The following is a 14,228-nucleotide window of genomic DNA, read 5'->3' as shown; positions in this document are numbered from 1 at the left end:
ACGGCTGTTGACGTACTCAAGTGTGCCCCAGTGTCACTTGCCCTGGCAAGTAGGTTTCAGTTATATCTGTCACCCAGGTCCGTGAGACGATGCCGTGGGGTTTTGGGGAGGGGAACTGCGTGGACGTCCTGTCGATCGACTTCGGTACTTCCAGCACGGTTGGCGTCTTGGCTGCCTTCGGCCGCGGTCCGCGGGCCATTGAGGTCGACGGGTCGGTCACCATGTCTTCCGCGGTGTACGCGGAGGAGGACGGGCGGCTCGTCGTCGGGCAGGATGCGGAGCGGCGGGCTCGGCTGGATCCCAGCCGGTTCGAGCCGTATCCCAAGCGGCGGATTGACGACGGCGAGTTGTTGCTCGGTGATCGCGTGGTGCCAGTCGTTGATGCCTTCGCGGCGGTGTTGCGCAGGATGGGCGAGGAGGCCGAGCGGCAGCTTTCCGGGGTTCCGGACGAGGTGCGGTTGTCGCATCCGGCGGGATGGGGCGCGCAGCGGCAGCAGACTTTGCGGGCGGCGGCGGGGAAGGCCGGGTTCGTTCAGGTGCGGCTGGTTCCGGAACCGGTCGCGGCGGCGGCGCATTACGCGACTCTGCGCGAAACAGGCGCTCCTAACGGGCCGATCGCGGTGTACGACCTCGGCGCGGGCACCTTCGACTGTGCGGTCGTCGGTGCGGGTGCCGCGGTGCTGGCGGAGGACGGGTTGCCGGATCTCGGCAGTCTCGACATCGACCAAGCACTGTTGGTACACATTGGACGGTCGGTGTCGCACGCGGATCCGGCGCAGTGGCAGCGGCTTCTCCGGCCGCAGACGACCAGCGACCGCCGGATGCGGCGAGTGTTGCTCCAAGACGTCCGCGACGCCAAGGAGAGTCTTTCCCGGCACGCGCACACCGAGGTGCCGATGCCGGATCCGTTCGGCGACGTTCTCGTCACCCGGGCCGAATTGGAAGCGTTGGTGCGGCCGAATCTGTTGCGCAGCGCCGAAATGCTCGCGGCGACGATCGCGCGGGCCGGGCTTTCTCCGGATCGGCTCGGTGGGGTGTATCTCGTCGGCGGGCCTAGCCGGATGCCGTTGCTGGCTTCGTTGGTCGGGTCGACGCTCGGGGTGGTGCCTACTACTGAGGACCAGCCGGAGACGGCGGTCGCGTTCGGGTTGCATCACGTGCCGGTGGACGAGCGTCCGGCGGCACCAATGCCAGCCCCGGCACCAGCGTCCTGGCCACCCGTCCAGCAACAGCCCCGCCCAATGCAACCCGGCATGACCCAACGGCCACCCATGCCGCCGCCGGGATGGCAGCAGCCGCGAAAGAAGTCCCGCAAACCCCTCGTGATCGGTGCGATCGCCCTGACGGTCCTCGTAGTCGCGGGAATCGTGACCGCTGTCCTCGCCAACCGGGACGACAAACCCGTGGCGAATCAACCGTCAAACACAGCAACCTGCGCCGGTTCACAACCAGCGCTCCCCGGCGAAAACGGCCTCACCAAGTGCATGCGCCGCCTGTCCGGTCCGACCATCCAAACCCGCGCCACCTGCTCGGACGACCCGGAACTGGCGAAAGCTCTAGGCGCACTACGCACCGCGCTGTGCCGTTTCCCGGACAAGACCACGGTGGCGTTCCACGAAGGACTCACCCTCGCCCAGGTCGAGCCGGGAGCGCGCAAGGACATGACCGGTCGCGTCGAGACCGACACTTGGCGCACCCGCACCGGGCTGAGCGGCCGGTACGTCGCGGGCGTTGGACCGAAGCTGGGCCTGCTGATCTACCAGGCCGACGGCATCCCCGTGGTCGGCACGGTGATGGACACCAGCGTGTCGCACACGAGCCGCAGGCCGCAGGACCTGGTGCAGTACTTCCAGCAGACCGTGCAGCCCGGCGAGTGAGGCTCAGTGCAGCGTGCCCGCTGAAGTCGTGACGTCCTCGCGAACGGTCAGCGCGGTGTCCACCACGATCTCGAGCGCACGCGCGATCGAGTCCAGCGGCATCCGGGCTTCCTCCGGCACGTGCACGAAACCGCCGCGCAGTGCGGGAAACTCCGTCGCGATCAGGTGCAGCAGGCCGTAGAAGACTTGATTGCACACATAAGTCCCGGCGGTGTACGACACGGCAGCGGGCAGCCCCGCCGACTCGATCGCCGCGACCGCGGCTTTCACCGGCAGCGTGGTGAAGTACGCGGAGGGCCCGCCCGCAACGACCGGCACGTCGACCGGCTGCGCGCCGGCGTTGTCCGGGATCCGGGCGTCGATCAGGTTGATCGCCACTCGTTCCACCGTGACGTGCTTGCGTCCGCCGGCGAGCCCGGCGCACACGACCAGTTCCGGCCGGTGCGCCAGGATCGCGGCGCGCAGCGCCGGCAGCGACGCGTCGAACTCGCACGGCAGCTCTACCGCCACCGTGTCCGTCCGCCGCGTCGCTGCCAGCGAAGCTGCCTGCCAAGAAGGATTCGACGCCGCTCCGTCAAAGGGCGCGAACCCGGTCAGCAGAACCGTCACTTCGCGGCCGGCTTGAGGTCGCCCGGGTAAAGGAACTCATCGGACGGCTTGCCGTTGCCGTAGATCCACGCGTCGAAGAAGCCCTGCAGGTCCATGCCGGACACCTTCTCACAGTACTGCTGGAACTCCTGCATGCTCGCGTTGCCGTTGTGGTGCACGGTGTTCCAGGTCTTGAGCACCTGGTCGAACGCGTCCTGTCCCATGTACTTGCTCAGCGCGTGCAGCATGACCGGGCCCTTGGAGTACACGTAGGTGAACTCGTGGCCGGGTCCCATGTCGTACAGCTTGCCCGCCCAGAACGAATCGCCTGCCGACGCGACCGCGTCGAGGTAGCGGGCGTCGAGGTCCTGGCCGTTCTTCTGCGCCCACAGCCAGGTCGCGTAGGACGCGAAGCATTCGTTGAGGCAGACGTCCTTCCAGTGGTCGACGGCGACGGTGTCGCCCCACCACTGGTGCGCGTTCTCGTGCACGATCGTGCCGATGTTGCCCGCGCGGCCGGAGTAGATCGGCCGGCTCATCGTCTCGAGCGAGAACCCGATCGGCTCAGTCAGGTAGATGCCGCCGGCGGCGTCCACCGGGTACTTGCCGAACTTCGATTCGAGGAAGTCGATGACCTCCGGGAGCTGGGCGTCGGCCTGCTTGGTGGCGTCCGAGGTGCCCGGCGCGTACGCGCTGACGATCGGGGTGCCGTCCTCGCGCTTGCGCTTGTTGAAGGTCCACTTGTCGATCGCGACCGTGGTCATGTACGACGCGGTCGGGGTGTCCTCCGCCCAGACGTGCGTGGTGCCCGCGCGCGTCCGGTACGAGCCGACCTCGCGGCCGTTGGCGATCACGCCCCATTCGCTCGGGACGGTGATCGACAGCCGGAACCGGGCCTTGTTGCGCGGGGTGTCGTTGACCGGGTACCAGGTGGTGGCCGACCTCGGCTCGCCCGCCGCGAACGCGCCGCCGGACTTGGTGAACTGCCAGCCGTTCTTGCCGAGGTTCGGGTCGTCGATCGCCACCGGAACGCCGTGGTAGGCGACCTCGGTGGTGAACGGCAGGCCTTTCCACAGCGGCATCTTCGGCGTGATCACGAGTTCGTGGTCGCCGGTGCGGGTGAACTTCGCGGGCGCGCCGTTGACGCGGACCGCGTCGACGGTGAGGCCGCGCAGGTCCAGGTCGAACGAGCTGAGCGACTGGGTCGCCTTCGCGTGGACCGTCTGGACACCGGCGAGCTGATGGGTGTCCGGGGCGTAGTTGACCCGGAGGTCGTAGTCGGAGACCTCGTACCCGCCGTTGCCGTCCTGCGGGTAGTAGCTGTCTCCGGCGCCGTCTGAACCGGGCGTGGGCGTGTCCCAGCCGCCTTGCCCGGCCGACGCGATTCCAGTGCCGAGCGTCAATGCGGTGAGGGTGGCTGCGACGGTCACTGCCGGGCGACGCCAGCGGTGCAGTGCTCTCATGGGCGCTCCTGTGTCTGCGTGTGAATCCTCCGCAACGTAGCGCCGGGAAGGCATGGAGTAACCGCAAGGTGGGCAGATTGTCTCGAAAGTCCACACTTCCGTCGGGCCCCGGCACGGCGGGGCCGTCGTCTGGAAAGCTGGACCTCATGCGCGTCGCGCTGCTGGGCCCGCTGCGAGCGGAGGGGGAGGACGGCACGCCGATCGACATCGGCGGAGCCCGCCTTCGCATGCTCCTTTCGCGGCTCGCGCTCGACGCCGGTCGCGCGGTGCCCGCCGAGGCGTTGATCGACGGTCTGTGGGGCGCTGAACCCCCGGCTGACGCCGCTAACGCGCTCCAGTCGCTCGTCTCGAGGCTGCGTCGCGCGCTGCGGCAGGCGGAGGTCGAAGTGGAGTCCGTCAACGGCGGTTACCGGCTCGCGGTGCCGCCGGAGGCGGTGGATCTCCACCGGTTCGAGCAGCTGTCCGCCGAAGGGCACCGGGAACTTGCCGCTGGCCGGGACGGTACCGCCGCCGAATCGCTCGCTGCCGCGCTCGCCTTGTGGCGCGGGGCGGCGCTCGCGGACGTGCTGGACGCGCCGTTCGCCGCCGCGCCCGCGACCCTGCTGGAGGAGCGGCGAACGGAGACCGCTGAGGACTGGTTCGAAGCCGAGTTGAGGCTGGGACGGCACGCGGACGTGCTCGCGGAACTCACCGCGGCCGCGCAGGCGCATCCGTTGCGGGAACGATTGGCTGGCTTGCGAATCCGTGCGCTTTCCGCTGCCGGGCGACAGGCCGACGCGCTCGCCGCGTACTCCGCGATCCGCACCACGCTGGCCGACGAGCTGGGCGTCGACCCGTCGGCGGAACTTCAGGAAGTGCATCTGCGTGCGCTCCGCGGTGAATACACGCCAGTCGCCACGGTGGCGGACCGGTTGCCGCAGCGGTTCACCAGCTTCATCGGCCGCACCGACGAGCTGAAACTGCTGGCCGAACTGCTCGAAGGAGCCCGGCTGGTCACGCTCGTCGGTCCCGGCGGCGCCGGCAAGACGCGGCTGGCGACGGAAGCGGCTTCGCGGCATCCGGCGCACTCGCGCGGCCTGGTGTGGTTCGTGCCGCTGGCTGGCGTGCGGGCCGCCGAGGACGTGTTGGCCGCGCTGCTCAACGCGTTGGAAGTCCGCGATCTCCGGACGACGGAGACCGACGCGCGGCGCAGGCAGGTCGATCCGTTCGAACACGCGGTGGAAGCGCTCAGCGGCGCGGAAGCGTTGCTGGTGCTGGACAACTGCGAACACGTCATCGACACCGCCGCGGAGCTGGCCGAGAATTTGCTGCGGCGGCTGCCGGCGTTGCGAGTGCTCGCGACGAGCCGTGAGCCGCTCGCGATCACCGGGGAAGCGTTGTGCCCGCTCGGCCCGCTGCCGGTGCCGGACGAGGCCGCGCCGCCCGCGGACGTCGGCACGCTCGATTCCGTCCGGCTGTTCCTCGATCGCGCGATGGCGGTACGGCCCGGGTTCCGGCTCGATGAGTCCACAGTGGACGCGGTGCGGCAGATCTGCCGCCGGCTCGACGGAATGCCGCTGGCGCTCGAACTGGCCGCCGCGCGGTTGCGGTCGATGACCGCCGAGCAGATCGCCGAACGCCTCGACGACCGGTTCCGGCTGCTCACCTCCGGCAGCCGGACGGCGTTGCCGCGCCAGCGCACCCTGCGCGCCGTGGTGGAGTGGAGCTGGGATCTGCTGAGCGAGGCGGAGGTCCGGCTCGCGCGCAGGCTCGCGGTGTTCGCGGCGAGTTTCTCCGAGGAGGCAGTGGAAAACGTCTGCGCGGACGAAGAACTGCCCGCGGACGACATCGTGTACGTGCTGGGTTCGCTGGTGGAGAAGTCCATTGTGGACGTCGTGGGCATGCGGTACCGCCTGCTGGAAACCCTGCGCGCGTACGCGACCGAGCGGCTCGCCGAATCCGGCGAGCAGGAGCGGATGCGGACGGCGATGGTCGCGTATTACGCGGAACTGGCCCACCGCAACGAACCGTTGCTGCGCGGACGGGATCAGCTGCGGGCGATCGACGTCTACGAGCACGACAGCGACAACTTCACCTCCGCGCTGCGGGCGGCGATCGAGTCGGGTTCCGCGGAATCGGCGGCCCGGCTGTTGTTCGGGTTGTTCTGGTATCTCAACATCGTCGGCCTGAACGAACGGGCGGCGCTGTTCGTCGACGAGGTGCTCGAACTGGGCGACAAACTGCCGCCGGACGTGGCGGCGAGCCTGCGGCTGAGCCAGGTGCTGATGCTGGCCATGGCCGGTCCGCACGAGAAGGTGAACGTTCCCGAACTGATCGAGGAATGCGTGCGGACCGGTGCGGCGGAACGGAATCCGTGGCTCTGGGTCGGGTTGCCGATCGTGGCCTACCTCAACGGCGAACGCGACCTGGCGAGGCGCGAGATCCGCCGGGCCGTCGAGCGGGACGACGTCTGGAGCCGCGCCGCCGGGTACTGGGCGGAGAGCTTCGTCCTCGGCGACACCGGCGATCTCGCGAGCGCGGACCGGGCGCGAGAGCTTGCCCACCAAGGCTTCGCCGAGGTCGGCGACCGCTGGGGCCTCGGCATGACGCACGGGTTCCGGGCCGCGGCGCGGTCGCAGTCCGGCGACCACGAGGGCGCGATCGCCGGGTACACCGAGGGCCTGCGGCTGGTGATGGAACTGCGGTCGCGGGACGACATCGTGCAGCAGTGGTGGCGGCTGGCGATCGAACGTTCGCGCGCCGGCGACCAAGAAGGCGCGTGGCGGGACATGGAAGCCGCGGAACGCTACGCGGCTTCCGGCGGGAACAACGGATTGCGGCTGATCGTGTTGCTCGGCCGCGCTGAGTTGCTGATCCGCGAGAACAACGTCGCCGAGGCGCGCGCGGTCTTCCAGGAAATGAAGTCGGCGCGCGCGGATTGGCCGACTCCGGAGGGTTTCGAGGCGGAATGGCTCGGCACCATCGAGGCCGGTTTGCTGCTCGCCGAAGGCCGGCCGGACGAAGCGGAGCCAGCGGTGTTCGACGTGGTCGAGCAGACGGCAAGGCGCTTCGACATGCCGGACCTGGCTGCCATGGTCGAACTGCTGGCGCGGATCCGGTACCGGCAGGGCCGGCTGGAGTCGTCCGCTCGGATGCTGGCGCTGAGCGCCGTGGTGCGCGGCCGATTCGACCTGGGGAGCCCGGAGGTCCGCGAGCTGATCGCCAGCCTGACCCGGGAGCTGGGCGCGGAACGGTACGAGGCGATCGTCGCCGAGACCTCGCGGATGGAACGGGCCGCGGCGATCGAAGAGATCCGGACGGAGCGCGCACGCGAGTAGGCCGTTATCGGTGATAACAGATACGTGCTTCCACTGATGTTTCCAGTGATACTCTGCGATGGGTATCACTGGAAACGTCGAGGAGCTGTCATGCGCATCGTCGCCCTGGAAGAACACGTGGTCCTGCCCGTCCTGCGCGACGCGTGGGCGAAGGCGGGGGTCCAGCCGCACGGCTATCCCGAGAACCACCCGGTCACCAGACGCCTGTGCGACGTCGGCGACGGACGTCTCGCCGACATGGACGAGCAGGGCATCGACGTAGCGGTGTTATCCCTGTCCACCCCCGGCGTGCAGAACCTTCCGGCCGCTGACGCCGTGCCCGTCGCGCGGGAGGCCAACGACGCACTCGCCGAGATCGTCGCCGCGAACCCCACGCGCTTCCAGGCTTTCGCCACCCTCCCGACATCCTCGCCCGAAGCCGCCGCCGAGGAGCTGGAACGCGCGGTCGCCCTGGGCTTTCGCGGCGCGATGCTGTACGGCCGCACCGGCGGCAAACTGGCCGACGCACCGGAATTCGACGACCTCTACGCGACCGCCGAACGGCTGCGCGTCCCGCTGCACTTCCACCCGCAGGCTCCCGTGCGGGCGGTGCGGGAGGCGTACTACTCGGGGCTGCCCAACGGCGTCGGTCCGGCGTTGGCGACCGCCGGGCTCGGCTGGTACTACGACCTCGGCGTGCAATACCTGCGGATGATCTTCTCCGGAGTCTTCGACCGGCACCCCGGACTGCAGGTGATCGCCGGGCACTGGGGCGAGGTCGTGCTGTTCTACCTCGACCACGTCGGCTTCCTTCAGGAAATGGCCGGGCTACGGCAGCCGCTGGCCGACTACTTCCGCCAGAACTTCTGGATCGCGGGCAGCGGCACGGTCAGCGAACGCTACCTGCGCTGGGCGGCCGAGGTGGTCGGGACGGAGCGGATGCTTTATTCGACCGACTATCCCTACACCTTCGGCACCCGGCCCGGCGGTTTTCCTTACCTGGACACGAGCGGCGGGGTCGCGCGGTCGTTTCTGGAGAAGGCGCCGTTCAGCGAGGAAGAGAAGGCGGCCATCGGTTCCGGGAACTGGGAGCGGCTGACCGGCCATCTCATTCGGGTGAGCCCGGCTGAAGGTGATCGAGAGTCCGCTTGATCACCTCCAGGCCGGCCGACATCGCTTTGGTCATCGGCGCGGCCAGTTCGTCGGGGAGCACGTCGCGGGTCCACACCAGCCGGCACCGCTGTTCGCCGTCGGCGAGAACTTGCATGGCGGCGTTGTCGTGTTCGGGCTGGACGTCGCCGCCGACCACCGAGTAGACGATCCGGCGCGCGCCATGGTCAACGGCGACTCGTCGTTCCCGCACGACCGTGCCGTCGGCGAAGGTGACGACGCGGCAGTCCGCCTCGGGCACGCTGTCCAGTACGAATCCTGGTGCCATCCGCCGGGGGCCTGCGGCGAAGTCGCCGATCACCTCCCACACGTCGTCGGCGCTGGACTCGAGCACTGCTTCTTCGCGGATGGACGCCATGTCTCCTGCTTCGGTTTTCCTGCGGTGGCAATGGATGTGCCAGCCTGCCCGGTCCCGGCCCCTCGGGTCTTGAAGATTCTTGCGGGAATTGTCAGACCCTCGCCGTAGCCTTCGGGCGTGCTCTCCTTCGCCGATCTCGCCACTCGCCCGGAGTTCGCCGTCGGGGCGGTGGACTGCCGGGACGATCACCGCGGCTGGTCGGCTGAATGGCCGCGCGAGGACGTGCGGCTCGTGCTCGTGCGCAGCGGCGGGTTCCGTCGCCGCGTCCGCGGGGTCTGCACGGATCTCGACCGCACCGTCGGTTACCTCGGGCTGCCCGGCGAGGAGGAGCACTTCGCCCATCCCGTCGGCGGTGACCGGTGCACCTCGATCACCCTGACGCCAGCGTTCTGGCGCACCTTGGCTGGCGACGCGCCGCTGCTGGAGCGCTCAACGCTGTACGTGGACGGCCCGCTTGACCTCGCCCACCGTCGGCTCCTCGCCGCCACTCGCGCCGCCGACACCGGCTACGCGGCGACGGAAGGACTCATCGGCCTGGTAGCCGCGGTCGTCCAGCAGGTCGTGGCCACGGCCGTCCCAGACAGCGACCGGACAGGCGACCGGGCGCTGGTAGCCCAAGCCCGTCGCGCGATCGTCGACGACCATCCCGCGGCGGCTGGCCTGATTCCGCTGGCAGCCCTGCTGGGCGTCTCGCCTTACCGGCTCAGCCGGGCCTTCACTCGCGAACTCGGAGTGTCGCTGACCCGGTACCGCAACGGCGTGCGCGTAGTCCGTGCGCTGGATCGACTGGAGGAAGGCGAACCCAGCTTGGCCGCCCTCGCCGCCGACCTCGGGTTCGCCGATCAAGCCCACCTGTGCCGAACCGTGCGGGAGCACCTCGGACACACTCCGACCGCGTTGCGCCGGCTGCTCGCGACAAAAAAGTGAGTGCCTGTGCCCGGCTGTGGAACCCGGACACAGACACTCACTCACAGCGTCCACACCCCCGTGCAGGACGCCCTCAGACCCGCTTGCGGTAAGCCCACGTCGCGAGCGGGAAGAACACCACGACCGCACCGGCCATCCAGGCCAGCGAGCCGAGCAGGGATCCGCCGTACGCGCCGCCGTTGAGCAGGCCGCGCATCACGTCGGACATCAGGCTCACCGGGCTGATGTCCGCCCAGGCCTTCAGCCAGCCCGGCATCGTGGCCGTCGAGACGAACACGTTGCTGCCGAACGTCAGCGGCATGATGAAGACGAACATCAGGCCCTGCGCCGCGCCGGGGGACTTCATCAGCATCCCGACGAACACCGAACCCCAGCAGAAGCACAGGCCGAACGCGAGCGCCAGCAGGATCGCGAGGACGAACTCCCCAGGGCCGGTCTGCACGCGGAAGCCCATCACGGTCGCCACGACCAGCAGGACCGCCAGGCACACCAAGTACCGCACGAGGTCCGCCAGCACCGCGCCCACCAGCGGGGCCGAACGCGCGATCGGCATGGCGCGGAAGCGGTCGAAGACGCCCTTCGTGATGTCGGTGTTGAGCTGCGTGCCGACCGACAGCGAGGCCTGCAGGATGTTCATCACGATCAGGCCCGGCACGAGCGACTGCAGGTAATTCTCGATCGAACCGCTCAGCGCGTTGCCGAACAGATAGGTGAACATCAGCAGGAAGATGATCGGAGCCAGCGTGACGTCGGCCAGCTGCTCCGGGTTCTTGCGGATCTTCAGAATGCCGCGCCAGGCAAGGGAAAACGCGTGCTTCGCGCCCTGGGCGGGACTGATGTGCCGGGGCGGGGCCACGGCGGTCGCGGTGGTCATGACCGGCTCCCTTCGAGTTCGCGGTCCGGCTTCGGCTCCTCGGCCGCGTGCCCGGTCAGCGCGAGGAACACCTCGTCGAGGCTGGGCAGCCGCAGCGCCAGCTCGTCGGAGGTGATGCCCGCCGAATCGAGGCGGCGCACCAGCGTGGACAGCAGCACCGGGTCGGACACCGGCGCGGTCAGCAGCCCGGTCGCGTTGTCGCGGACCGGCCGGACGCCGGTGAGTTCGGCCAGGATCCGGTCGACCTCGTCGAGATCGCTCAGCGACGTCGGCCGCACCTGCAGCGTCTGCCCGCCGACCCGCCGCTTCAGCTCGTCGGCGCGGCCGTCGGCGACCACGTGGCCGTGGTCGAACACGGTGATCCGGTCGGCCAGCTGGTCGGCCTCCTCCAGATACTGCGTGGTGAGCAGCACCGTCGCGCCGTCGGCGACGAGGTTGCGGACCACCTGCCACACCTCGTTGCGCGCGTGCGGGTCGAGCCCGGTGGTCGGCTCGTCCAGGTACAGCACGGCGGGACGGCCGACGAGGCTCGCCGCCAGGTCGAGCCTGCGCCGCATGCCGCCGGAATACGTCCGGATCGGCCGCTTGGCCGCGTCGGTCAGCTCGAACCGCTCCAGCAGTTCGGCCGCCCGAGCCCGGGCGTCGGCCCGGGAAAGGTTCAGCAGCTTCCCGATCAGCACCAGGTTCTCGGTGCCGCTCAGGTCCTCGTCCACCGACGCGTACTGCCCGGTGAGCCCGATCAGGCCGCGCACCCGGACCGGGTCGCGGACCACGTCGTAACCCCCGACCGTGGCGTGTCCCGCGTCCGGTCTCAGCAGGGTGGCCAGGATGCGGACCGCGGTCGTCTTGCCCGCGCCGTTCGGCCCGAGCACCCCGACCACCTTCCCGAACGGGACCTCGAGGTCCACCCCGTCCAGCGCCTTCGTCTCCCCGAAATGCTTGACCAGGCCCTCGGCCTGGATCGCGTGCGACATGTCGCCTCCTCCTGTGTCGCTCCAGCACACAGTGGACGGCGGCGCTGGCAAGCCGCGCACACGGCGCTGACACGGACCTGTCAGCGGGCGCCCGGCATACTCGGGATCATGGTGAAGGAGGCGCGGAAGCGAACCCGGCTGGTCACGGGCCTGCTCGTGCTGGTCGGACTGCCGCTGCTGGCGGTCGCCGTGCTGCGCGCGATCGGCTGGGACGGCAGCGGCTGGTACCTGACCGCGTTGCTGGCGCTGACCCCGTACTTCGTCGTCTACGGCGTCCTGCTCGCCGCGCTCGCGCTGATGCTGCGGCGGTGGTGGATCGGCGGCGTCGCGCTGGCGTTGTCCGTGCTGCTGGCGGTGTACGTCGCGCCGCGGGTGATCTCCGACGCCCAGCCCGCGGCGAACGGGAAGACGGTGCGCGTGCTGGCCGCCAATCTCTACCTGGGCCAGGCCGATCCGGCGGCGCTCGTGCGGCTGGTCCGGGAGCATCGGATCGACGTGCTGAACCTGGTGGAGATGACGCCCGCCGCGATGTCCGGGCTGGAGAAGGCCGGGCTGTTCCAGACGCTGCCTTACCGGGTCATGCATCCGGCGTCCGGGGTGGACGGTTCCGGCATCGTGTCGCGGTATCCGCTGACCGAAGAGGACTTCACCGGCGATTCCGTCCAGAAACAGCCTGGTGCGGAGGCGGATCTCGGAGGCGGGACGACGTTGGAGATCGTGGCGGCGCATCCGCGTTCGCCGGACTCCGGGTATTACCAGTGGGAACAGGAGATGCGGGACCTGTCGCGCGCGATCGGCGAGCACGGCCTGCGCGTGGTGGCGGGCGATTTCAACGCGACTCTCGACCATGCCGCGCTGCGAACGGTGCTGTCCCGCGGCTATGTCGACGCGGCGGAGGCACGCGGCGACGGTATGGTCCCGACGTGGTCGACGTCGTCGGTCCCGCTCGTGCCGCTGGATCACGTGCTGGTGGACCGCCGGGTGGCGATCCGGGATTACCAAGTTTTCGATGTGCCCGGGAGCGATCACCGGGCGGTTTACGCGGAGGTGCAGCTGCCGTGACGACCTTGCGGCCAAGCCGTGGGGAATACCCGCGGCTGCTGGAGATCTGGCGAAGCGCCGTCGAGGCGACGCACGACTTTCTGACTCCGGCGGACGTCGAGTACTACGCCACGCGCGTCCCGCTGTACTTCCCGGAAGTGGACCTGACCGTGGCGGAGGTCGACGGAATCGCGGCAGGTTTCTCAGGAATCGCCGAGGGAAAGCTGGAAATGCTGTTCGTGCACGACGATTTCCGCGGCCGTGGCGTGGGAACGGCTTTGTTGCGTGCTGCGCTGGACCGCTTCCCGAACCTCACGCTGGACGTGAACGAGCAGAACCCGCAGGCAGTCGGTTTCTATCTGCACCACGGGTTCGAGGTCGTCGGCAGGCAGGAGACCGATTCGGACGGCCGCCCGTTCCCGTTGCTGGAACTCAAACGAGCTTGACCAACGTCTCCAGCGCGCCCGCGGCGATCGAAACCCCGCGCCCGTGCCGGATCTGCGGTTCGCGCGGATTGATCCGGATTAGCGCACCGGTCGCCGCGCTGGCGAGCTCGGAATACCGCCGGACCGTCGGAACCGCTTGCCCGGCACCGATTTCGACCACCACTGTGTCGCGATGCGCACGACGCCATGCGGTGAGCTCGTCCAGCTGTTCCTGACTCCGATCGGGAACCCAGTCGAAATCCCCGAACATCAGGATATTCGGCCGGGCCAAACTGCCGCACCGCGGACAGGATGGCAACGGCGGCCGGGCACGCATCGTCTCCTCGTCGATTTCGACCGTGATGTCGGCCGCCGGCCAGATCTCCCGCGAACACCCGGCGAGACACTGCAGATGATGGATCGACCCGTGCGCCTCGGCGACCTGCGGAAACCCCGCCGCCTGAAACTGTCCGTCCACATTGGACGTGAACACGCGCACGCCGCCCTCTTTCGCCAGCCCCCATTCGAGCAGCAACCCGAACCCGCGATGCGGCACCGTCTTCCGGTACAGCTCGAGCCGATGCCCGTAAAAACCCCAAGCCAGCTCGGGGTTTGAGGCGAAATGCCGCGGGTCGGCCAACTCCTCGAACCGCAGCCCAAGCCCGGCGTACGGCGGATACGCGCGCCAAAACCCTTCCCCGCCACGGAAATCAGGCAGCCCGGAGTCGACGCCCATCCCGGCGCCGGCGCACACGAGCAGCGCGCCGGCACCCGAAATCAGCTCGGCGGCGCGGGCGAGTTCGTCACTCACCCGGCTTCGATGCCTGCACGACCTCGAACTCCAGCAAATTCGCGCCAGTCGACACCGGGTTCTTGCGCTCGCCCGCGTGCGCCTCACGCGCCGGACCGCCCGCCCAAGCCTGGTAGTGCTCCTCGGTTTCCCACTTCGTGTACACGAAGTAGCGCTTCTCGCCGGCGACCGGGCGGAGCAGCTCGAAGCCGAGGAACCCCTCCTGGTTGTCGACCGAGTGCAGCCGCGCGGCGAACCGCTTCTCCAGCTCGGGGCCGGCACCTTCGGGAACTTCGATTGCGTTGATCTTGACTACAGCCATGAGCTGAGTTTATTGCAACTGTGTTTGATGGCGCCGACTCCGTCGTCGCGGCGGGATCGCCTTTAAGTCGGCGTGCGGAGGGGCAGCGCACCCGGCCCGGGGGGCGCGGTGTCCGCCCCTGGA

13 protein-coding genes are annotated in these 14,228 nt (G+C 69.1%); 6 read left to right on the top strand and 7 right to left on the bottom strand.

Annotation, left to right across the window (positions count from 1 at the left end):
• The first annotated feature begins 119 nt into the window (after positions 1-119).
• Positions 120-1,877 (top strand): Hsp70 family protein, encoded by a 1,758-nt coding sequence (locus tag ACWDNU_RS35520; protein ID WP_449672103.1) that lies wholly within the window; start codon positions 120-122, stop codon positions 1,875-1,877.
• A 3-nt stretch (positions 1,878-1,880) separates the two neighbouring features.
• On the opposite strand, the gene pcp is transcribed toward ACWDNU_RS35520, so the two are convergent.
• Positions 1,881-2,486, bottom strand: a complete 606-nt coding sequence (pcp, locus tag ACWDNU_RS35515; RefSeq protein ID WP_449672102.1) for a pyroglutamyl-peptidase I — start codon at positions 2,484-2,486, stop codon at positions 1,881-1,883.
• Positions 2,483-3,928 (bottom strand): M1 family metallopeptidase, encoded by a 1,446-nt coding sequence (locus ACWDNU_RS35510; RefSeq protein ID WP_449672101.1) that lies wholly within the window; start codon positions 3,926-3,928, stop codon positions 2,483-2,485. The genes pcp and ACWDNU_RS35510 overlap by 4 nt, the downstream gene beginning before the upstream one ends.
• A gap of 146 nt (positions 3,929-4,074) precedes the next feature.
• Between ACWDNU_RS35510 and ACWDNU_RS35505 the strand changes: the two genes are divergently transcribed.
• Positions 4,075-7,245, top strand: coding sequence for a BTAD domain-containing putative transcriptional regulator (locus tag ACWDNU_RS35505; protein ID WP_449672100.1), 3,171 nt, complete (start codon positions 4,075-4,077; stop codon positions 7,243-7,245).
• A gap of 90 nt (positions 7,246-7,335) precedes the next feature.
• Positions 7,336-8,376 (top strand): amidohydrolase family protein, encoded by a 1,041-nt coding sequence (locus tag ACWDNU_RS35500; RefSeq protein ID WP_370933625.1) that lies wholly within the window; start codon positions 7,336-7,338, stop codon positions 8,374-8,376.
• Here ACWDNU_RS35500 and ACWDNU_RS35495 read toward each other — a convergent pair.
• Positions 8,333-8,752 carry an SRPBCC family protein gene (locus ACWDNU_RS35495; RefSeq protein ID WP_449672099.1) on the bottom strand — a complete coding sequence of 140 codons (420 nt, stop codon included), beginning with the start codon at positions 8,750-8,752 and terminating at the stop codon, positions 8,333-8,335. The two genes, ACWDNU_RS35500 and ACWDNU_RS35495, sit on opposite strands and share 44 nt — an antisense overlap.
• Before the next feature lie 117 nt (positions 8,753-8,869).
• Here ACWDNU_RS35495 and ACWDNU_RS35490 point away from each other — a divergent pair, with 117 nt between their 5' ends.
• Positions 8,870-9,679, top strand: a complete 810-nt coding sequence (locus ACWDNU_RS35490; protein ID WP_449672098.1) for a helix-turn-helix transcriptional regulator — start codon at positions 8,870-8,872, stop codon at positions 9,677-9,679.
• Positions 9,680-9,752: 73 nt separating this feature from the next.
• On the opposite strand, the gene ACWDNU_RS35485 is transcribed toward ACWDNU_RS35490, so the two are convergent.
• Together ACWDNU_RS35485 and ACWDNU_RS35480 are read right to left on the bottom strand one after the other, a co-directional pair.
• Positions 9,753-10,553, bottom strand: a complete 801-nt coding sequence (locus ACWDNU_RS35485; protein ID WP_370933628.1) for an ABC transporter permease — start codon at positions 10,551-10,553, stop codon at positions 9,753-9,755.
• Entirely contained in the window at positions 10,550-11,527 is a 978-nt protein-coding gene (locus ACWDNU_RS35480) for an ATP-binding cassette domain-containing protein (RefSeq protein WP_370933629.1), read from the bottom strand. Before ACWDNU_RS35480 ends, ACWDNU_RS35485 begins: the two co-directional genes overlap by 4 nt.
• 108 nt (positions 11,528-11,635) lie before the next feature.
• On the opposite strand from ACWDNU_RS35480, the gene ACWDNU_RS35475 reads away from it, so the two are divergent.
• Positions 11,636-12,589, top strand: a complete 954-nt coding sequence (locus tag ACWDNU_RS35475) for an endonuclease/exonuclease/phosphatase family protein (protein WP_449672097.1) — start codon at positions 11,636-11,638, stop codon at positions 12,587-12,589.
• Entirely contained in the window at positions 12,586-13,014 is a 429-nt protein-coding gene (locus tag ACWDNU_RS35470; protein ID WP_449672096.1) for an acetyltransferase, read from the top strand. Before ACWDNU_RS35475 ends, ACWDNU_RS35470 begins: the two co-directional genes overlap by 4 nt.
• Here ACWDNU_RS35470 and ACWDNU_RS35465 read toward each other — a convergent pair.
• Together ACWDNU_RS35465 and ACWDNU_RS35460 are read right to left on the bottom strand one after the other, a co-directional pair.
• Positions 13,001-13,804: an SIR2 family NAD-dependent protein deacylase gene (locus tag ACWDNU_RS35465; protein ID WP_449672095.1), complete on the bottom strand. Its 804-nt coding sequence runs from the start codon at positions 13,802-13,804 to the stop codon at positions 13,001-13,003. The genes ACWDNU_RS35470 and ACWDNU_RS35465 overlap by 14 nt on opposite strands.
• Positions 13,797-14,105, bottom strand: coding sequence for an antibiotic biosynthesis monooxygenase family protein (locus ACWDNU_RS35460; protein WP_043827165.1), 309 nt, complete (start codon positions 14,103-14,105; stop codon positions 13,797-13,799). Before ACWDNU_RS35460 ends, ACWDNU_RS35465 begins: the two co-directional genes overlap by 8 nt.
• Positions 14,106-14,228 lie beyond the last annotated feature (123 nt).

The organism is Amycolatopsis sp. NPDC003676 (genome assembly GCF_053587275.1).
Note: the sequence above shows the minus strand (reverse complement) of the source record. Positions and strands in the feature narration are given on the sequence as shown.